The 18,702-nt window shown below is 50.3% G+C and carries 22 protein-coding genes and 1 riboswitch; of the genes, 18 read left to right on the forward strand and 4 right to left on the reverse strand.

Features of this window, described 5'->3' with window-relative positions; all coding sequences use genetic code 11:
• The first annotated feature begins 48 nt into the window (after positions 1-48).
• From EBB54_RS28850 to lysS, 14 genes are all read left to right on the forward strand, one after another.
• Complete coding sequence (locus EBB54_RS28850; protein ID WP_125130257.1) at positions 49-471, forward strand: hypothetical protein; 423 nt, start codon at positions 49-51, stop codon at positions 469-471.
• Positions 472-484: 13 nt separating this feature from the next.
• Entirely contained in the window at positions 485-988 is a 504-nt protein-coding gene (locus tag EBB54_RS28855; protein WP_125130259.1) for a shikimate kinase, read from the forward strand.
• A 123-nt stretch (positions 989-1,111) separates the two neighbouring features.
• Positions 1,112-2,404: a UDP-N-acetylglucosamine 1-carboxyvinyltransferase gene (locus EBB54_RS28860; protein WP_125130261.1), complete on the forward strand. Its 1,293-nt coding sequence runs from the start codon at positions 1,112-1,114 to the stop codon at positions 2,402-2,404.
• Between the two features lie 221 nt (positions 2,405-2,625).
• Positions 2,626-2,725: riboswitch (SAM riboswitch) on the forward strand.
• A 107-nt stretch (positions 2,726-2,832) separates the two neighbouring features.
• The gene (gene metK, locus EBB54_RS28865) at positions 2,833-4,020 is read left to right on the forward strand and encodes a methionine adenosyltransferase (protein WP_125130263.1); all 1,188 of its coding nucleotides are present in this window, start codon (positions 2,833-2,835) and stop codon (positions 4,018-4,020) included.
• Between the two features lie 133 nt (positions 4,021-4,153).
• Positions 4,154-5,209, forward strand: a complete 1,056-nt coding sequence (locus tag EBB54_RS28870; protein WP_125130265.1) for a sensor histidine kinase — start codon at positions 4,154-4,156, stop codon at positions 5,207-5,209.
• Complete coding sequence (locus EBB54_RS28875; protein ID WP_004083252.1) at positions 5,202-5,894, forward strand: response regulator transcription factor; 693 nt, start codon at positions 5,202-5,204, stop codon at positions 5,892-5,894. Before EBB54_RS28870 ends, EBB54_RS28875 begins: the two co-directional genes overlap by 8 nt.
• A 77-nt stretch (positions 5,895-5,971) precedes the next feature.
• Complete coding sequence (locus tag EBB54_RS28880; RefSeq protein WP_125131110.1) at positions 5,972-6,778, forward strand: TrmH family RNA methyltransferase; 807 nt, start codon at positions 5,972-5,974, stop codon at positions 6,776-6,778.
• Between the two features lie 121 nt (positions 6,779-6,899).
• On the forward strand, positions 6,900-7,889 hold the full coding sequence (argF, locus tag EBB54_RS28885) for an ornithine carbamoyltransferase (RefSeq protein WP_125130267.1): 990 nt from the start codon (positions 6,900-6,902) through the stop codon (positions 7,887-7,889).
• 10 nt (positions 7,890-7,899) lie between these two features.
• The gene (locus EBB54_RS28890) at positions 7,900-8,886 is read left to right on the forward strand and encodes a biotin--[acetyl-CoA-carboxylase] ligase (protein WP_125130269.1); all 987 of its coding nucleotides are present in this window, start codon (positions 7,900-7,902) and stop codon (positions 8,884-8,886) included.
• A 34-nt stretch (positions 8,887-8,920) separates the two neighbouring features.
• Positions 8,921-9,256: a DUF6145 family protein gene (locus EBB54_RS28895; RefSeq protein ID WP_125131112.1), complete on the forward strand. Its 336-nt coding sequence runs from the start codon at positions 8,921-8,923 to the stop codon at positions 9,254-9,256.
• A 92-nt stretch (positions 9,257-9,348) separates the two neighbouring features.
• Positions 9,349-10,128, forward strand: coding sequence for a type III pantothenate kinase (locus tag EBB54_RS28900; protein WP_125130271.1), 780 nt, complete (start codon positions 9,349-9,351; stop codon positions 10,126-10,128).
• A 52-nt stretch (positions 10,129-10,180) separates the two neighbouring features.
• On the forward strand, positions 10,181-11,143 hold the full coding sequence (dusB, locus tag EBB54_RS28905; RefSeq protein WP_125130273.1) for a tRNA dihydrouridine synthase DusB: 963 nt from the start codon (positions 10,181-10,183) through the stop codon (positions 11,141-11,143).
• 124 nt (positions 11,144-11,267) lie between these two features.
• Entirely contained in the window at positions 11,268-11,753 is a 486-nt protein-coding gene (gene greA / locus EBB54_RS28910) for a transcription elongation factor GreA (protein WP_016295698.1), read from the forward strand.
• Positions 11,754-11,806: 53 nt separating this feature from the next.
• Positions 11,807-13,738, forward strand: coding sequence for a lysine--tRNA ligase (lysS, locus tag EBB54_RS28915; protein ID WP_125130275.1), 1,932 nt, complete (start codon positions 11,807-11,809; stop codon positions 13,736-13,738).
• Between the two features lie 222 nt (positions 13,739-13,960).
• On the opposite strand, the gene EBB54_RS28920 is transcribed toward lysS, so the two are convergent.
• Entirely contained in the window at positions 13,961-14,311 is a 351-nt protein-coding gene (locus EBB54_RS28920) for a winged helix-turn-helix transcriptional regulator (protein ID WP_125130277.1), read from the reverse strand.
• A gap of 138 nt (positions 14,312-14,449) precedes the next feature.
• On the opposite strand from EBB54_RS28920, the gene EBB54_RS28925 reads away from it, so the two are divergent.
• Positions 14,450-14,968, forward strand: coding sequence for a nitroreductase family protein (locus EBB54_RS28925; RefSeq protein ID WP_125130279.1), 519 nt, complete (start codon positions 14,450-14,452; stop codon positions 14,966-14,968).
• 180 nt (positions 14,969-15,148) lie between these two features.
• On the opposite strand, the gene tnpB (EBB54_RS28930) is transcribed toward EBB54_RS28925, so the two are convergent.
• Positions 15,149-15,529 (reverse strand): IS66 family insertion sequence element accessory protein TnpB, encoded by a 381-nt coding sequence (gene tnpB / locus EBB54_RS28930; RefSeq protein WP_125130282.1) that lies wholly within the window; start codon positions 15,527-15,529, stop codon positions 15,149-15,151.
• A 59-nt stretch (positions 15,530-15,588) separates the two neighbouring features.
• Between tnpB (EBB54_RS28930) and EBB54_RS30735 the strand changes: the two genes are divergently transcribed.
• Complete coding sequence (locus tag EBB54_RS30735; RefSeq protein WP_205128772.1) at positions 15,589-15,942, forward strand: hypothetical protein; 354 nt, start codon at positions 15,589-15,591, stop codon at positions 15,940-15,942.
• A gap of 51 nt (positions 15,943-15,993) precedes the next feature.
• Here the strand turns inward: EBB54_RS30735 and EBB54_RS28940 are convergent, their stop codons facing one another.
• Positions 15,994-16,608, reverse strand: a complete 615-nt coding sequence (locus tag EBB54_RS28940) for a response regulator transcription factor (protein ID WP_004083121.1) — start codon at positions 16,606-16,608, stop codon at positions 15,994-15,996.
• Complete coding sequence (locus tag EBB54_RS28945; RefSeq protein WP_125130284.1) at positions 16,577-17,821, reverse strand: sensor histidine kinase; 1,245 nt, start codon at positions 17,819-17,821, stop codon at positions 16,577-16,579. The genes EBB54_RS28940 and EBB54_RS28945 overlap by 32 nt, the downstream gene beginning before the upstream one ends.
• Before the next feature lie 140 nt (positions 17,822-17,961).
• On the opposite strand from EBB54_RS28945, the gene tnpA reads away from it, so the two are divergent.
• Together tnpA and tnpB (EBB54_RS28955) are read left to right on the forward strand one after the other, a co-directional pair.
• Entirely contained in the window at positions 17,962-18,300 is a 339-nt protein-coding gene (gene tnpA, locus EBB54_RS28950) for an IS66 family insertion sequence element accessory protein TnpA (RefSeq protein WP_125126868.1), read from the forward strand.
• Positions 18,294-18,671 carry an IS66 family insertion sequence element accessory protein TnpB gene (gene tnpB, locus EBB54_RS28955; protein ID WP_125128754.1) on the forward strand — a complete coding sequence of 126 codons (378 nt, stop codon included), beginning with the start codon at positions 18,294-18,296 and terminating at the stop codon, positions 18,669-18,671. Before tnpA ends, tnpB (EBB54_RS28955) begins: the two co-directional genes overlap by 7 nt.
• Positions 18,672-18,702 lie beyond the last annotated feature (31 nt).

Here is an 18,702-nt window from a genome sequence, read left to right on the forward strand (position 1 = left end):
CGTTTCTGCATACAATAAAGATATAATGTCTGAAATGGAAGTGGAAGTATGGAAACAAAACTGCCCTATTATATGGTGTACCCAATGCCCTTCATCTATGATGATGAGCGGCTTGACCGAAGAGATTACGAGTATATGCGCAGCCTCTACCCGGATACGGCAAAGCGGGTCCTGCCCTATGTGGAGGAAGAATGCGACCGGTGCGAGGGCCCCAACAGTATGATTTACGACGAATATCCGGACCGTCTGCAGCTTCGTCTGATGAGCGGACGGATCTATGACCGGGTGAAGGCAGAGGAACGCCCCTTTGACGAGCATGACGAAGAGAGCGGGACGAAGGGCGTGGAGGGACAGCAGCTTCAGCGGTTCTGCCGCCGGGACTGGCTGCGGGACCTGATCGACGTGATGCTGTACCAGGAGCTGTACAAGAGACGGAGCGAGAACCGGAGGATGCGGCAGAAATTTTATTAGGATGAATCAATTTATGAAAAAGAACAATATTATTTTTATCGGCATGCCTGCCGTTGGCAAAAGCACCATCGGTGTCGTAGCCGCGAAACGGCTGGGTATGCGTTTTGTAGATACGGACCTTCTGATCCAGGAGCAGGAGGGCAGGCTTCTTCACGAGATCATTGAGGAGGCCGGCGAGGATGGATTTCTGGCTATCGAGAACCGGGTGAACCGGGAACTCCAAGTGGAAAATTCTGTCATTGCCCCGGGAGGAAGCGTGGTTTACAGCGATGAGGCGATGCGCCATTTCAAAGAGATCGGAACCGTCATTTATCTGAGGGTATCCTATGATACGATTCGGCGGAGAATCCGTAATCCCAGGCAGCGGGGCGTGGTACTGAGGGAAGGCCAGAGTTTTCAGGAACTTTATGAAGAACGGGTAAAATTGTTCGAAAAATATGCGGATATCACGATTGATGAGGATCAGCTTTCCATTGAGGAAACAATAGGCAAAGTACTTTCTGTAATAAAAAATTAACAAAAATATAATTATAATGTTGCATCTGAGAAAAAAGATTTTACAAATTGGATTTTTGTGGTATACTATATTAGATTTTGAAAATCATTGATTGTAACAATATCGGATAATCGAGGTGCAGTAATGGAGCAGTATGTAATTAAGGGTGGGAACCCGCTGGTAGGGGAAGTAGAGATCAGCGGAGCAAAGAATGCGGCGCTGGCAATTCTGGCGGCTGCGATTATGACAGATGAGACGGTATTGATTGACAACCTTCCGGATGTCAATGATATTAACGTAATGCTGGAAGCGATCTCAGGTATCGGGGCAACGGTGCAGAGGCTTGACCGGCATAGAGTGAAGATCAACGGGGGTACGATTACTGACTTTAACATTGAGTATGATTATATAAAGAAGATCAGGGCATCTTATTATCTGCTTGGCGCCCTGCTTGGAAAGTACAGCAAGGCGGAGGTAGCGCTTCCGGGGGGATGCAATATCGGAAGCAGACCGATCGACCAGCATCTGAAGGGATTTCGCGCATTGGGCGCGGACGTGGATATCGAGCACGGCAAGATCGTGGCCGAGTCCGAGCATATGCGGGGAACCCATCTGTATTTTGACGTGGTCAGCGTAGGAGCCACCATCAACGTGATGATGGCGGCGGCAATGGCTGACGGGCTTACGATCATGGAGAACGTGGCAAAAGAGCCCCATGTCGTAGACGTGGCCAACTTCCTCAACAGCATGGGGGCCAACATCCGCGGAGCGGGAACAGACGTGATCAAGATCCGCGGCGTGGAGTCTCTGCACAAGTCCGAATACTCCATCATTCCGGATCAGATTGAGGCGGGAACCTTCATGTTCGCGGCGGCAGCCACAAAGGGAGACGTGACGGTGCTCAATGTCATTCCCAAGCATCTGGACGCCACCATTTCCAAGCTGAAAGACATTGGCTGCGAGATCGAGGAGTTTGACGATGCCGTCCGGGTGGTGGCAAAGGGAAGGCTTCGCAGTACACAGGTCAAGACGCTGCCCTATCCGGGATATCCGACGGATATGCAGCCACAGATCGGCGTAGTCCTGGCGCTGGCAAACGGCACAAGTACAATCACCGAGAGCATTTTTGAAAACCGGTTCAAATATCTGGATGAACTGGCCAGGATGGGCGCAGTCATCAAGGTGGAAGGCAATTCCGCCACCATTGAGGGCGTGGAGAAGTTTTCCGGTACAAGAATCAGCGCCCCGGATCTGCGCGCAGGCGCGGCGCTCTGCATTGCGGGACTTGCGACGGACGGCGTGACCATCGTGGATGATATCAAGTATATCCAGAGAGGTTACGAGCGTTTCGAGGAAAAGCTGCAGGGCATCGGCGGCATCATCGAAAAGGCATCCAGCGAAAAGGAGATCCAGAAGTTTGTTTTAAAAGTGAGCTGAACCGCCCGCAGTGAAGGCCGGCTTCGGATACTATGGTATGCAGAAAAGATGCCGGCGGCAGGTTTTCTGTATTCCAGAATTTACAAAGTGATTTTCTGTGATTTCTATGCATCTGTATCTTGACATTTACAGCGATACGGTGTAAAGTCTTTATTAGGTTCCAGGGGGGCGTAAGATTGCCTCCGGAACAGGAACAATACAATTTTATACAAATAGACTTTCTCTTATTCAGAGCAGTGGAGATACAAAGGATCTGTGAAGCTGCGGCAACCCTGTGAAAACGGAAGGTGCCAACCTGAGCGAGCAATCGAACAATAAGAGGATTGTTTAGACCCTAAAACAGTCCGCTTTTTGTAGGCTGTTTTTTTATTCTATATAAGAATCTTAGGCTACAAAAGAGAGAAAGTACCGAAAAGGAGAGGATCGATATGGAAAGACACTTATTTACATCAGAATCAGTTACAGAGGGACATCCGGATAAGATGTGCGACCAGATTTCCGATGCCATCCTGGATGCGCTTATGGAGCAGGATCCCATGAGCCGCGTTGCCTGCGAGACATGCACTACGACCGGTGTGGTGATGGTTATGGGAGAGATCTCCACCAATGCCTATGTAGATATGCAGAAGATCGTGCGCAATACGATCCGCGACATCGGATATACCAGCGCGGATTACGGATTTGACGCGGAGACCTGCGGCGTGGTTACGGTGATCGACGAGCAGTCCGCAGATATTGCTCTCGGCGTGGATAAGGCGCTCGAAGCAAAGGCAGCGGCGCCGGCAGAGGAAGATATTGACGCCATCGGAGCCGGAGACCAGGGAATGATGTTCGGCTATGCGTCGGACGAGACAGAGGAGTATATGCCGTATCCCATCGCGATGGCGCATAAGCTGGCACTGCAGCTTACGAAAGTGAGAAAAGACGGCACGCTGACTTACCTTCGTCCGGACGGCAAGACCCAGGTGACGGTAGAGTATGACGACGCAGGAGTTCCGAGACGTCTGGACGCGGTGGTGCTTTCCACACAGCACGACCCGGATGTGACCCAGGAGCAGATCTTCGCGGACATCAAGAAGCATGTATTTGACGCGATTATTCCTGCGGAGATGGTGGATGAGAAGACCAAGTTCTTCGTCAATCCGACCGGACGCTTTGTCATCGGCGGACCTCACGGCGACAGCGGGCTGACCGGAAGAAAGATCATCGTAGATACTTACGGCGGAATGGCACGCCACGGCGGCGGCGCATTTTCCGGAAAAGACTGCACCAAGGTAGACCGTTCCGCGGCTTACGCGGCGCGCTATGCGGCTAAGAACATTGTTGCCGCAGGGCTGGCTAAGAAATGCGAGATTCAGCTTTCCTATGCTATCGGCGTGGCACAGCCTACCTCCATTATGGTATATACCTTCGGAACAGGCCATGTCTCCAACGAACGTCTGGTAGAGATCGTGCGTGAGAACTTCGATTTCCGTCCGGCAGGCATCATCAAGATGCTGGACCTGCGCCGGCCGATCTACAAGCAGACAGCCGCTTACGGACATTTCGGAAGAAACGACCTGGATCTGACCTGGGAAAGACTGGATAAGGTGGATGCGCTGAAAGCTTATCTGTAGAGTATAAACAATTTGGAACAGCATATTAAGTTTTGATAAATAACGGGCTGAAAACCTTGCGGTGACGGCCCGTTTTGTGTTACTGTAATGGGTAGGGAATACAGAGGATACCCGGAAAGGAGCGGCGAAGGTGATGAAGCTGAAAACAAAGCTGATAATTGCATTTATGGCGATGATGACCCTGCCTACGGTCTTTCTCATTATTGCGCGGCGGGTGTTTGAGCCCAGAGAGATCGGGGAACTGCAGCAGATGTTTATGATCATCGTATTTTTTACGGCGGCGCTTCTGGTGTACTGGGTCTACCGGACTGTCTCAGTGCCTTTGGCCAAGCTGCAGGAGGCTGCGCAGAATATCAAGGACGGCAATCTGGATTTTGAGATCACGGCGGAGGCGGACGACGAATTTGGCGAGCTCTGCCGGGACTTTGAGGAGATGCGCCTGCGGCTGAAGGCCAATGCCGAGGAAAAGGTGGAATTTGACCGGGAAAACAAAGAGCTGATCAGCAATATTTCCCATGACCTCAAGACACCCATTACGGCCATCAAGGGATATGTGGAAGGGATTATGGACGGCGTGGCGGATACGCCCGAAAAGATGGACAAGTATATCAAAACGATATACAATAAGGCGAACGAGATGGATCTGCTGATCAACGAGCTGACGCTGTACTCCAAGATCGATACGAACCGGATACCCTACAATTTTACCACCATATCCGCAAAGAACTATTTCCTCGACTGTGCGGAGGACCTGTATCTGGAGCTGGAAGCGAAAAACGTAGAATTTGAATACAACTGCTGTCTGGAGGAGGATTCCAAGGTGATTGTGGATCCCGAGCAGCTCCGGCGGGTGATCAACAACGTCGTATCCAACTCTTTAAAATACATGGACAAACCCAAAGGCAGGATTACCATGGATCTCAAGGACGTGGGGGACTTTATCCAGGTGGAGCTGGGGGACAACGGAAAAGGGATCTCCCCGAAGGACCTGCCCTTTATCTTTGACCGGTTCTACCGGACGGACGCCTCCCGCAATTCTTCCAAGGGCGGAAGCGGCATCGGGCTTTCCATCGCGCAGAAGATTGTGGAGGAGCATGGGGGCAATATCTGGGCGACCAGCGTGGAAGGCAGCGGGACGGTTATGTGCTTTGTAGTAAGAAAATATCAGGAGGTACCAATGGATGAGTAAACGGATTTTGATTATTGAGGATGAGGAAAGTATTGCGGATCTGGAACGGGATTATCTGGAGCTGAGCAACTTTGAGGTGGAGGTTGCCAACGACGGCGAGATCGGATTGAAGCAGGCCATGGAAGCGGATTTTGACCTGATCATCCTGGATCTGATGCTGCCCGGCGTGGATGGATTTGAGATCTGCCGGAAGGTACGCGACAGCAAGAATACCCCCATCATCATGGTTTCTGCGAAGAAGGATGACATTGATAAGATCCGGGGGCTTGGGCTGGGAGCCGATGATTATATGACGAAGCCGTTCAGCCCCAGCGAACTGGTGGCCCGTGTGAAGGCCCATCTGGCGAGATATGAGCGTCTGATCGGAAGCAGCGTGGAGGAAAATGAGATCATAGAGATCCGCGGTCTGAAGATTGATACGACGGCGAGAAGGGTATGGGTCAACGGTGAGGAACGTTCCTTCACCACCAAGGAATTTGACCTTCTGACCTTCCTTGCGGGACATCCAAACCATGTATATACGAAGGAAGAGCTGTTCCGGGAGATCTGGGATATGGAGTCCATCGGGGACATTGCCACGGTGACGGTGCATATCAAGAAGATCCGGGAGAAGATCGAGTACGATACCTCCCACCCCCAGTATATTGAAACGATATGGGGCGTGGGATACCGCTTTAAAGTATAACCTGTTTTGTATAATATTTCCAACTGTCGGATTGCAACCGTACAGTTGGAAAACTTTGTGATGAGGGATAAGAGATGATCATTACCAGTACATCGAATCCGCGGATGAAAGAGATCATACAGCTGCGGAAAAAGAGCAGAATGCGGACGAAGACGGGAACCTTCCTGGTGGAGGGCCTGCGTATGATCCGGGAGATTCCAAAGGAACGCCTGGTACAGCTTTACGCTACGGAGGAGTTCTTGAAAAAGCATCGGAAGGAGCCCATCCCCGGGACAGAGGTTATGCTTGTGTCGCCGGAGGTATTTGCATATATCTCGGATACAAAGACGCCCCAGGGCGTTCTGGCGGTGGTGCGTCAGAGCATGTTCACCCAGGAGGAGATCCTGGAAAAATGCTCCGGGAAAAGCGGGACAGGTACGGACAGGCCGGCCCATCTGCTTGTTTTGGACAACATCCAGGACCCGGGCAACTTAGGCACCATTTTCAGGACCGCGGAGGCGGCAGGGGTGACGGGAATCCTGCTGAGCAGGGACTGCGCGGACATTTACAATCCCAAGACCATACGCTCCACCATGGGAGCGATCTTCAGGATGCCGTTTGTGTATACGGACGACCTGCCCGGTGCGGTGAACAGCCTGAAAAAGCACGATATCCGCGTTTTTGCCGCCCACCTGGAGGGAGAGCGCGCATACGATGAGGAAGATTACCGGCAGGGGAGCGCGTTTCTGATCGGAAATGAAGGCAGCGGGCTTCGCCAGGAGGTGGCCGCATGTGCGGATGTGCTGGTCAGGATCCCTATGGAAGGCATGGCCGAATCGCTGAATGCCGCCGTAGCCGCGGCAGTGCTAATGTTTGAAGTGAGCAGGCAGCGGAAAAGGTATTGAATTTGCGGGAAGGTTATGGTATTGTAGTTCACAGAACAGATCCGGAAAATGCACTGCGGCCCGGGGCCGGATATACCGCGTAAAAAGGACCTGATATAATACAAAGGGAAGAGGGACGAACATGAATTTAAAAGGAAGAAATTTTCTGACACTGAAAGATTTTACAAAGGAAGAGATCCTGTATCTGCTTGACCTGTCAGCGGAGCTGAAGGACAAAAAGAAAAAGGGGATTCCGGTAGACCATTATAAAGGAAAGAACGTGGCCCTGATTTTTGAAAAGGACAGCACACGGACCCGCTGCGCGTTTGAGGTGGCGGCGTTTGACATGGGCATGGGGGCAACCTACCTTGGGCCTACAGGCTCCCAGATGGGCAAAAAAGAAAGCATTGAGGATACGGCAAGGGTGCTGGGCCGGATGTACGACGGCATCGAATACCGGGGCTTCGGGCAGGACATTGTGGAAGAGCTGGCGGAGTATGCGGGGGTTCCGGTATGGAACGGCCTGACCAATGAGTTCCACCCCACCCAGATGCTTGCGGACATGCTGACGATCCGGGAGCAGTTCGGAAGGCTGGAGGGGATTCGCCTGGTGTTTATGGGAGACGCAAGGTACAACATGGGCAATTCCCTGATGGTGGCATGTTCCAAGCTGGGAATGCATTTTGTGGCATGTACGTCAAAGGAATTTTTCCCCAGCGAAGATCTGGTGGAACTGTGCAGGGGCTATGCGGCGGAGTCCGGCGCGACCATTACCCTGACCGAGGACGTGGAGAGCGGCACAAAGGACGCGGATGTGATCTACACGGACGTATGGGTATCCATGGGTGAGCCGGATGAAGTATGGGAGAAGCGGATCAAAGTGCTGACACCTTATAAGGTGACCAAAAAGGTGATGGAAAATGCATCTGAAAACGCGATTTTCCTGCACTGCCTGCCGTCCTTCCACGACCTGAAGACGACCATCGGAAAGCAGATGGGAGAACGCTTCGGCATCGAGGATATGGAAGTGACGGATGAAGTATTCGAGTCCGAACAGTCCAAGGTTTTTGACGAGGCAGAGAACCGGATGCATACCATCAAAGCGGTGATGGTGGCGACACTGGGAGAATAGGGGAAGATTTTTGAAAACAGAGATATTGAAGCTCCTCCGGGAAAGTGAGGGCTATGTGTCCGGGCAGAAGCTCTGCGGGAAGCTGGGCGTGTCCCGGACAGCAGTGTGGAAGATCATCAACCAGCTCAAGGAAGAGGGCTACCATGTGGAAGCGGTGCAGAACCGGGGATACCGGATCGTGGATATCCCGGATGTCCTGTCGGAGGAAGAACTGAAAAGCCTGCTCTTTGGGAAGACTCGATGGGCAGGCCAGGAGATCCATTATTTTCCGGAAACCGATTCCACCAATATCCGGGCAAAGGAGCTGGGGGAAAAAGGGGCGTCCCACGGAGCACTTGCGGTGGCCGACCGGCAGAGCGCCGGACGGGGCAGGCGCGGAAGAGGCTGGGAGTCGCCGCCTGGCTGCAGCATCTATATGTCGATTCTGCTGAGACCCTCATTTCTCCCTTCCAGCGCGCCGATGCTGACCCTGGTGATGGCGTACAGCACAGCGGAAGCGCTGCAGGAGTGTACCGGCCAGGAGATCCGGATCAAATGGCCCAACGACATTGTACTGAACCAAAAGAAGCTGGTAGGGATTCTGACGGAGATGAGCTCGGAGATCGACTATATCAACCATGTGGTGATCGGGGTAGGGATCAATGTCAACATGGATTCCTTTTCGGAGGAGATCGCGAAAACCGCCACTTCCTTACGGATCGAGACCGGGCAGGTCATGAAGCGCAGCACTCTGATCGCGGAGATTATGAAGCATTTTGAACGGAATTATGACACATTTCTTCAGTCAGGGGATCTGTCCGGGATCAGGGAAGACTATAACCGCCTTCTGGTCAACTGCGGAAAGGAAGTCCGCATACTGGGTGCAAAGGAGCCTTACCAGGCCCTTGCCCTGGGGATCAATGACAGCGGGGAGCTGCTGGTGAGAAAGCAGGACGGCAGCGAGGAAGCGGTCTATGCCGGGGAGGTTTCGGTCCGGGGAATCTATGGATATGTATGAGCCTTGCGGATCAGGAGGTGTGGCTGGAAGGATGATGGAAGAAGAGATTGTATTATGCGCCGCCAGCTCCTATGAGCGGAAATTTTATCTGAACCCGGAGTTTGACGCGCTGCCGGAAAGTATCCGGCAGGAACTGCAGATCATGTGCGTCATGTATACGGAGGATGTGGGCGGTGTGCTCATGGTGGTCTTTGACGAGGAGGGCCGGCTGGAATTAAAGGTAGACCGGGAGGAGGATGATTTCCTCTTTGACGAGATCGGCAGTGTGTTGAAGATCAAACAGATACAGCAGGAGAGACGGGAACTGTTTGAATCTCTGGAGCTGTTCTTCCGGGTGTTCTATCTTGGAGAGGAGCTTCCGGAAGCATAGAGGACGCGTCCCGCGTATATCGTGCCCCAGTGCATGAGACCGGGATGCAGCCTGCAAAAGCCTACAAATTCAGGAGCAGGAGAAGAAACAGAATGTTATTGACGATTGACGTTGGAAATACCAATATAACGCTGGGTGTATTTAAAGAGGAGATCCTGCTGGGGACTTTCCGCATGACGACAAAGCGGTCCCGGACTTCCGATGAATATGGATTTACGATCTGCGGGATTCTGGAGCACAGAAGCATCTGTCCCCAGGATATCCATTCGGTGATCATAGCATCGGTGGTTCCGGATATCATGCATTCCCTGACAAGCGGGATCATCAAATATCTGAATGTGCGCCCGCTGATCGTGTCTGCGGGGATCAAGACAGGCATCCGTATCGTGACGGAGAACCCGAAGGAGATCGGCCCGGATCGGATCGTGGATGCGGTGGCCGGATATGAGCTCTTCGGAGGGCCGGTCATCGTGGTAGATTTCGGAACTGCGACTACCTATGACCTGATCGGGCCGAATGGGACTTTTGAAGCAGGGATTACGGCGCCCGGGCTTGAGACGGCGGGACGCTCCCTCTGGGGCGGCGCTGCCATGCTTCCGGCGATTGAGATCCGAAAACCGGCGTCCATACTGGCGAAGGAGACCATTTCCAGTATGCAGGCAGGTCTGGTGTACGGAGCCATCGGCCAGACGGAATATATTATCCGGAAGATCAAAGAGGAATCCGGCTATTCGGATGCAAAGGTGGTGGCAACCGGGGGGCTGGGAAAGATCATCGCGCCGGAGACAGACAGCATCGACGAGTACGATCCGGAGCTGACACTGAACGGCCTGCGCCTGATCTATTACAAAAACAAAAAAGTAGACCGATAGGGCCGCCTGGCCGGCTGCCGGCTGCGCGTGCGCTTCGATAAACAGTATAATTATGAAAAAACAGCTTAAAATAGGAAATGTACTTCTTGAGAACAGATATATTTTAGGCCCCATGGCAGGTGTAACGGACCTGCCATTCCGTTTGTTGTGCAAAGAACAGGGGGCCGGACTGCTCTGCATGGAGATGGTCAGCGCCAAAGCGATTTTATACAACAATAAAAATACGGAGAGCCTGCTTGCGATCCACCCGGAGGAACTGCCGGTCTCCCTGCAGCTCTTTGGTTCGGATCCGAAGATCGTCAGTGAGATGGCAAAACGGATCGAGGAACGGCCCTTTTCCATCCTGGATATCAACATGGGCTGTCCGGTTCCGAAGGTGGTGCGCAACGGGGAAGGCTCGGCTCTGATGAAGGATCCGAAGCTGGTCTACGAACTGGTCAGTGCCGTGGTGAAAGCAATCCGAAAGCCGGTTACGGTGAAGATACGCAAAGGATTCGACGAGGAGCATGTGAATGCGGTGGAGATCGCCAGGATCATCGAAGAAGCCGGGGCGGCCGGGGTGGCTGTCCATGGGCGGACGCGGGAGCAGTACTACTCCGGCAGGGCTGACTGGGAGATCATCCGCCGGGTGAAGGAAGCGGTCCGGATTCCGGTCATCGGAAACGGGGATGTGACCAACTGTGAGCAGGCGGCTGCGATTCAGGAGCAGACCGGCTGCGACGGGGTAATGATTGCACGGGGGGCACAGGGCAATCCGTGGATCTTTTCGGAGCTGTCGGCATACGAAGAGACGGGAGCAATCCCGCCCCGGCCGGAGATCGACGAGATCCGGAGCACCATGCTCCGCCATGCCCGGCTGCAGATCGAATATAAGGGCAGCTATCTGGGCATCCGGGAGATGCGCAAGCATGTGGCATGGTATACCAAAGGGCTGCATGGAGCGGCCCGGCTGCGGGAGCAGATCAACAGGGTGGAGAGCTACGAAGAACTCCAAAAAATCTTGACAGTACTGTAGGTTTTGGTTATAATATTTGAATTGCGAAATATAAGTATCAGTAGAGGTCGTCCGGCTGCGGTTCACAGCCGCAGGCCGTAAAAGCGATATCAGATAGAATGAAAGAGAGGAAGCAAAGGTCATCATGGCGGATTCAAAGAAAAGGTTACTTACTTATGCAGGTTTGAAAGCACTGGAGGACGAACTGGAAAATCTGAAGGTGGTAAAGAGAAAGGAAGTCGCTGCCAAGATCAAGGAAGCCAGGGAGCAGGGCGACTTATCCGAGAATGCGGAGTATGACGCGGCGAAGGACGAGCAGCGCGACATCGAAGCGAGAATTGAAGAACTGGAAAGCATTTTGAAAAATGCTGAGGTCGTGGTAGAGGACGAGGTAGACTTCGACAAGATCAACGTGGGCTGTACGATCAAGGTCTTTGACATTACCTTTGATGAAGAGATGGAGTTTAAGATCGTAGGCTCCACGGAAGCGAACAGTCTGGAAGGGAAGATTTCCAACGAGTCGCCGGTAGGCCAGGCGCTGATCGGCAAGAAGGTCGGCGACGTGGTGAACGTAGAGACACAGGCAGGAGTCAACCAGTACAAGGTGCTGGATATCAACCGGTCGATGTAAAGAGGGCGGTTGTCAGTTGATACATCTGCGGAGGAAAAGAAAGGAGAAAACAAATGTCTGACCAGCAGAAGCAGGCTCAGGAGCCGGATTTGAATCAGTTGAGAAAGGTTCGACGCGAGAAGTTAGCGGATTTGCAGGCAAATGGAAAGGACCCCTTTGCCATCACCAGCTATGATCAAACACATCACAGCCAGGAGATCAGAGACAGATATGAAGAACTGGAAGGCACCCAGGTATCCATTGCGGGCCGTATGATGTCAAAGCGGGTCATGGGAAAAGCTTCATTCTGCAATATCCAGGATCTGAAGGGCAACATCCAGTGCTACGTGGCGAGAGACAGCGTAGGGGAGGATGTGTACAAGGACTTTAAGAAGTTTGACGTAGGCGACCTTGTAGGAATCAAGGGTGAGGTCTTTACGACAAAGACAGGAGAGAAGTCCATCCATGCGGGCAGCATCACATTGCTTGCGAAGAGCCTCCAGATCCTTCCGGAGAAGTTCCATGGGCTGACCAATACGGATCTGCGTTACCGTCAGAGATATGTGGATCTGGTCATGAATCCGGAGGTGAAGGATACCTTTGTCAAGCGTTCCAAGATCATCAGCGCGATCCGCAGGTATCTGGACGGACAGGAATTCATGGAGGTGGAGACGCCGATGCTGGTGCAGAATGCCGGCGGCGCTGCTGCACGGCCGTTCGAGACGCATTTCAATGCGCTGGACGAGGACATCAAGCTCAGGATCTCCCTGGAGCTGTACTTAAAGCGTCTGATCGTCGGCGGTATGGAGCGTGTTTACGAGATCGGGCGTGTGTTCCGCAACGAAGGTCTTGACACCAGGCACAATCCGGAATTTACATTGATGGAGCTGTATCAGGCATATACGGACTACCACGGCATGATGGATCTGACGGAGAACCTGTACCGCTATGTGGCGCAGGAAGTACTGGGAACCATGAAGATCGTATACAACGGCGTGGAGATGGATCTGGAAAAGCCGTTTGAACGGATCACCATGGTAGACGCCGTGAAAAAATATTCCGGCGTGGATTTCTCCAATGTGAAGACGGACGCGGAGGCAAAAGCCTTGGCGGACGAGCATCATCTGGAATATGAGGACAGGCATAAGAAGGGCGATATCCTGAACCTGTTCTTTGAAGAATATGTGGAAGAACATCTGGTACAGCCGATCTTCGTGATGGATCATCCCATCGAGATCTCTCCGCTGACCAAGAAGAAGCCGGACAACCCGGATTATGTGGAGCGTTTTGAGTTCTTCATGAACGGCTGGGAGATGGCTAACGCATACTCCGAGCTGAACGACCCCATCGACCAGAGGGAACGTTTCCGTGCACAGGAAGAACTTCTGGCTCAGGGGGACGAAGAAGCCAACACGACGGATGAAGATTTCATGAATGCGCTGGAGATCGGTATGCCGCCTACAGGCGGGATCGGATTCGGGATTGACCGGATGTGTATGCTGCTGACAGATTCTGCGGCAATCCGGGACGTGCTTGCGTTCCCAACCATGAAAACGCTTGGCACCGCAGAGGTGAAAAAAGGCCAGGAAAAGCCGGCGGAGAAATCCGCGGAAACGGTGAAGGAAGACATTGACTTTTCAAAGGTAAAGATCGAGCCGTTATTCTCGGATATGGTAGATTTTGAGACATTCAGTAAGTCGGACTTCAGAGCGGTAAAGGTAAAAGCATGCGCCGCAGTGCCGAAGAGCAAGAAGCTGCTGCAGTTTACCTTAGACGACGGAACAGATACGGAACGCACCATTTTAAGCGGTATTCATGAATATTACGAGCCTGAAGAGCTGGTAGGCAAGACCTTGATTGCCATTACAAATCTTCCGCCGAGAGCCATGATGGGGATTGACTCCTGCGGAATGATCATCAGTGCGCTTCATGAGGAAGAGGGAAAGGAAAAGCTTCATCTTCTGATGGTGGACGACCATATTCCGGCGGGGGCGAAGCTGTATTAAGGCGGATAGCAAGTTCAGATATGAAAATCAATTTAGTAAAAGGCGGCGGTTATACGCCGCCTTTCTAGTTTGTTCCAATGAGGAATACAGCTGGCCTGCCGCCGATACCCGTATTGAAGAAACGCTGTCATAATTGCCGTTGGCTACCGTGTCAACACCGGCAGGGCAACACAGTTCCGGCAATGGCAGATTGGGCTTCAAAGCTGGATACATTTCTGCAATTTAACGATGCAGAAGACATCTCCCTTTCCCCGCCCCGTCCAGATAGTCCGCCCCCCACGCGCACATAGCCTCCAGCACAGGAATCACGCTTTCTCCAAAGGAAGTCAGGGAATAGATCGTTCTCGGCGGCTTATGGGGAATGACTTCACGGCGGATCATGCCGATCTCTTCCAGGCTGCGGAGCTGTTGGGAGAGCATTTTCGGGGTGGCCTGGGGTATGAGCCGCTGCAGCTCCATATAATGCAGCGGCGCTGAAATCAGATGCCACAGGATCAGTGGCTTGTATTTCCCGCCGATCAAAGTGATGGTTGCTTCAACGGGACAGTTGAATTGTTCTTTTGTATAGTTCATAATGTGATGACTCCTGCTATCATTTTGGGTAGTATCTACCGGAAAAGTACATTCTTGCGGATTTCATTGCGTATGTTACAATAAATTCGATAGTTGCAGCAACATATTAAGAATAACACAAAGGAAAGGAAGAAAACAATGGATTTTATTCAAATTGCAAAACAACGTTGTTCCATGCGCAGTTATACGGAACGGAAGGTAGAACAGGAGAAGCTGGAACAGATCCTGGAGGCCGCGCATGTGGCTCCGACGGCGGCAAATCTGCAGCCCGTCCGCCTGCTTGTGGTTCAAAGTGACGAGGGGCTTGCCAAGATAGGAACGGCAGCCAATATCTACGGTGCGCCGTTGGCAATCATTGTATGCGCCGACCACAAAAAGGCGTGGGTGCGCCCCTTTGATCAGAAACAGACCTGCGATATCGACGCCTCCATTCTGACAGACCATATGATGCTGCAGGCCGCGGAGCTGGGGCTTGGAAGCGTGTGGATCTGCTATTTCAAACCGGATGTCCTGAAAAAAGCATTCGATCTGCCGGACCATCTGGAACCGGTCAACATTTTGGCAGTCGGTTATTCCAATGAGGAAGCCGCCGCTGCAGACCGTTTTGACAAAACACGGATTCCGGTGGAACAACTGGTCTCCTATGAAAAACTGTAAAGCGGCAGGTTCATATTTTCCGGAAATGATTATTTTATCCGAATCTAGGAATTTTTTGCGATAATATGGCATGATACAAAGAAAAAGCAGGAGCGGTTTCGGAAACACAATAACGGATGAGCAGGAAAGGGTTCGTTTTCAGAAATGAGAGGGATAAAGGATGGATCCCGCATGCCATCACTATCTTTTCCATCTGCTTTTGGGGTCGTTTACAAGAGGGATCCGTTTGGGCCCAACAGAGGGGTCAATGGAAAAGCCGTCCATCAGCCTTTTAAATTCCTCTGTAGTAATGCTTCTGGCTTCCTGTGCGGTTCTTGGCCACAGGAAGCATCCCTCTGCCAGCCGGATATACAGAAGGATGAATCTGTCCCCGATCCAGAGCAGTCCCTTGATCCGATCCCGTCTGGTGCCGCAGAACAAGAATAAGGTATCTTTTTCTAATGGGTCGAGGCCGTACTTGAACCTCACCATAGCGGCCAGTCCATCAATCCCTTTACGGAGATCGGATCTGCCCGTTGCCAGAATGAGCCTTGAGAAGGTAAAACCGTTTTCAGTCAGCATATTTTAACACCCTCAATACCACGGAAAGTTGTTTTTCATCTACACCGTCATTGAAATCTATGGAGAAACCCACACACCGGACGCTGATTCCCGTATTTCTGCAAATCGTATTGCCCGATGGATTGCGTACAGTTTGGGGCGGTGTCAATATTGCCTGTGTCATCATGGGGCTGTGCCTGTCCATTATCTGTGCTAAAAATAATGAAAGCCGGAGCCTGATAAATATTCTCTCTACAATTATCAGCGCCTTGTTGCTGATGCTGGTTATCGGGATTATATTTTCCAGCACAGCCTGTTCAGGATTGGACTCTTTTGCGGATAATCTGAAAAGTGGCGCGGAACAATTAATTAATGATGTTGCAATTGGACAGGATATTATAGGTAAGCGATTCAAAACTTACCGTAGTGTATAAAATCTGATTTTCTGCTATACTGCTTTTAAAAGAACAGAAGGAGATAAGAAATTAACAAATCGGCGGGAGGTACCCTAATTGAATCGCCTTGGTTACAGCTTCGACAGAGGAGGAAACATCAAGTTTTTCAAATATATGCTGTAAATGGTTGGAGAGGGTACGCTCGCTGATATAAAGTGTGCCTGCAATCTCTTTCCGCTTTCTGCCGTTAGCTATAAGCTGCAAAATCTGTTTTTCGCAGTCAGTTAATTCTTCTAAAAACGGAACCGAACTGTTGAAGATAAATTTTCCCTGCATGATCTGTGAAAGATAAGCGATCAGCATTTCCGGTTCTGTATTTTTGTTGATAAATCCTTTTGCCCCGATTTTTTTGGCTTCGTTGCGGTATACTGGAAGATCGTATCCGGACAGGATAACAATTTTCTGCTCCGGATGACGGTGTAATATCTGCTTTGCCAATTCCAGACCATCTTCAGATGTTATATTTTTTAAATTGATATCCATAAGCAGGATGTCCGGGGCATCTTCTTCAATGAATTTATCCAATAGGGAAATATCATTGATACTTTGAAAGGTTTTTATATCCGGGTAGTCTGATAATGCAATCTCCAGACTTTTGGAAAATAGAACGTGGTCATCGACTAATAAAATATTGATAAGAAGCATCTCCTTTCATTGGCAGGTTGATACAGACACAGATTCCACGTGGGAAATTTTGGGTTATACTTATAGTGCCATCCATGCTTTGCACACGGTCAGTGCTTAATGCAAGACCTCTATGTTTTGATGAGTCTGCATAGGTGAGGCTGCCGGCATCTGCACTCCCATTATCCTTTACGCATAATACGATCATTCCATTATCCTGTGTAAGTGTTATCCATGCTTTTTCTCCTGTAGAGTGTTTATAAACATTCGTTACGAGTTCTTTTAAAAGCCGGTATATGAAAATATCATATGGCGGAACTAAAAATAAAGAGTCTGGACAGTCAAAAACAATGCTGATGCGGCGCTCAGGAAATGATTGCGCAATATAGGCAAGCAAGTTTTGGTAATTCTCTTTTATAGTAAGTTTTGACAGTAATACAGGATGGTAATTCTGCATCTGCTCACGGATATAGATATTCATACTATCAAGAGTTTCTGTGATTATTTTCTGTATATCAGGTTTTGTTGATTTATACATCAAATTTTTTATGGAAAGCAGATCTTGAAGTATATTATCATGAAGAAAATTTGAAAATTCAAGATTGATCTGCTCTTCCTGCTGTAACTGTGCCAATGCTGCATTGTATTTACTTTCCATAACCATGTTGCCTCCTCCCTGCCTTAAATTAAAATCCAGAATGATATTGCAGACATAGATAAATACAAACATAGCGTCCAACATAAGAAGGAAGGATAACCAGCCGATCCCCAGAGTCATTGTAATCAGACCACAAATGGTAACACCGAAAAGCAGGATCAACATTAACTGGAATCTGCTAAATATGGCAGTCAATGGAAAACTGTGATGCTCTTTCAGTATAATACTATGAATACTCATGGAGAACAGCAGGACAGGGATATACACTCCAAAGTTTGAAAGATTTCCTTTTATTCCCATTGTGGTAAGACAGTATGCAATGAATAAAATGATGATTACCACAAGAGAGAACAGAATGGATTTCCATTCTGCTTTAAGGACAAAAGCAGTTCTTTTTCTATGGTAAACGACAACAAAAACGAAGCATAGCCAGCTTAGCAAAAACTGTATGTCATACAACAAAGCAAACACATTGTCTGATATTAAAATGCCGATAAGGGAGCAGATACAGGTTCCGGTCAGGCAGAGATTTGCTGCTTTTTTGAATTTATAACCGCTCCCCTGAAATAAAAACATAAGTATAAAATTTATGAAAATGCACCATATAATTGGACTTAAGGCATAAAAAACAGTAAGCGATTCAAAACCTACCGTAGTGCATAATCTCTCTTTCCCTGCTATACTGCTTCTAAAAGAGCAGAAGGAGGAATCAGTCAGTGAATGTACATTACAGCCATGAGGAATGGAGGATGATCTTTAGCCAGCGGCTCCAAAGTGGTCTCTCCGTTCGTAAGTGGTGTGAGAAGAACAACTTCAAATATGATACCTATAAATACTGGGAGAAAAAGATCCGGAGGATGGACACCGAACCAGAATCCTTTCCTGTTGCAGAACAGCCTTTCATAGAGCTCCCGCTCTTCCACCAGGAATTGCCAACGATACCGGAATCCCTTTCCCTAGAGGTCCGATACCACGAATTTCATGTGGGCATCCACAAAAACGCAGATATGGGACAGGTTTCAGGAGTACTGCGGCTCCTGCAGTCCCTATGCTGAGCATGATCACCCAGGGGGCGGAACATATCTTCCTCGCCTGTGGTGCGACGGATTTTCGAAAACAGATTGAGGGGCTCGCAGCCCTCGTTACTTTGAAATACCATTTGGATCCCTATTCCCCGGTCTGTGTATTTTTGTTCTGCAATAAAAAACGAGATTGTCTGAAAGCACTCCGTTTTGAAGGTGGAAACGGATTCCTCCTGGCAACAAAGAAGCTCCTGCCGGACATGCGTTTCCAATGGCCCAGGACACCTGACGATATCAAAGACATCACTGCGCAGCAGGTACGCTGGCTCCTGGAGGGGCTGTCTATTGAACAGAAATATGCGCATAAGCCGGTAAAGATACAGCCGGAGGATACCTGCTTCTGAGCAGAAAAAATGACGGATAACCCACGGATTA

The organism is Schaedlerella arabinosiphila (assembly GCF_003885045.1).
In the GTDB taxonomy this organism is placed as follows: domain Bacteria; phylum Bacillota; class Clostridia; order Lachnospirales; family Lachnospiraceae; genus Schaedlerella; species Schaedlerella arabinosiphila.

Excerpts from the sequence above, each read along its gene's own strand:
- EBB54_RS28945 (WP_125130284.1), bottom strand. The coding sequence starts at position 17,821 with ATGTTTTTATTTCAGGGGAGCGGTTATAAATTCAAAAAAGCAGCAAAT.
- EBB54_RS28850 (WP_125130257.1), top strand. The coding sequence starts at position 49 with ATGGAAACAAAACTGCCCTATTATATGGTGTACCCAATGCCCTTCATC.
- EBB54_RS28925 (WP_125130279.1), top strand. The coding sequence starts at position 14,450 with ATGGATTTTATTCAAATTGCAAAACAACGTTGTTCCATGCGCAGTTAT.
- argF (WP_125130267.1), top strand. The coding sequence starts at position 6,900 with ATGAATTTAAAAGGAAGAAATTTTCTGACACTGAAAGATTTTACAAAG.
- dusB (WP_125130273.1), top strand. The coding sequence starts at position 10,181 with ATGAAAAAACAGCTTAAAATAGGAAATGTACTTCTTGAGAACAGATAT.
- lysS (WP_125130275.1), top strand. The coding sequence starts at position 11,807 with ATGTCTGACCAGCAGAAGCAGGCTCAGGAGCCGGATTTGAATCAGTTG.
- EBB54_RS28920 (WP_125130277.1), bottom strand. The coding sequence starts at position 14,311 with ATGAACTATACAAAAGAACAATTCAACTGTCCCGTTGAAGCAACCATC.
- EBB54_RS30735 (WP_205128772.1), top strand. The coding sequence starts at position 15,589 with ATGGAGAAACCCACACACCGGACGCTGATTCCCGTATTTCTGCAAATC.
- greA (WP_016295698.1), top strand. The coding sequence starts at position 11,268 with ATGGCGGATTCAAAGAAAAGGTTACTTACTTATGCAGGTTTGAAAGCA.
- EBB54_RS28855 (WP_125130259.1), top strand. The coding sequence starts at position 485 with ATGAAAAAGAACAATATTATTTTTATCGGCATGCCTGCCGTTGGCAAA.
- EBB54_RS28860 (WP_125130261.1), top strand. The coding sequence starts at position 1,112 with ATGGAGCAGTATGTAATTAAGGGTGGGAACCCGCTGGTAGGGGAAGTA.
- metK (WP_125130263.1), top strand. The coding sequence starts at position 2,833 with ATGGAAAGACACTTATTTACATCAGAATCAGTTACAGAGGGACATCCG.
- tnpB (WP_125128754.1), top strand. The coding sequence starts at position 18,294 with ATGCTGAGCATGATCACCCAGGGGGCGGAACATATCTTCCTCGCCTGT.
- tnpB (WP_125130282.1), bottom strand. The coding sequence starts at position 15,529 with ATGCTGACTGAAAACGGTTTTACCTTCTCAAGGCTCATTCTGGCAACG.
- EBB54_RS28895 (WP_125131112.1), top strand. The coding sequence starts at position 8,921 with ATGGAAGAAGAGATTGTATTATGCGCCGCCAGCTCCTATGAGCGGAAA.
- EBB54_RS28940 (WP_004083121.1), bottom strand. The coding sequence starts at position 16,608 with ATGCTTCTTATCAATATTTTATTAGTCGATGACCACGTTCTATTTTCC.
- EBB54_RS28870 (WP_125130265.1), top strand. The coding sequence starts at position 4,154 with ATGAAGCTGAAAACAAAGCTGATAATTGCATTTATGGCGATGATGACC.
- EBB54_RS28900 (WP_125130271.1), top strand. The coding sequence starts at position 9,349 with ATGTTATTGACGATTGACGTTGGAAATACCAATATAACGCTGGGTGTA.
- EBB54_RS28875 (WP_004083252.1), top strand. The coding sequence starts at position 5,202 with ATGAGTAAACGGATTTTGATTATTGAGGATGAGGAAAGTATTGCGGAT.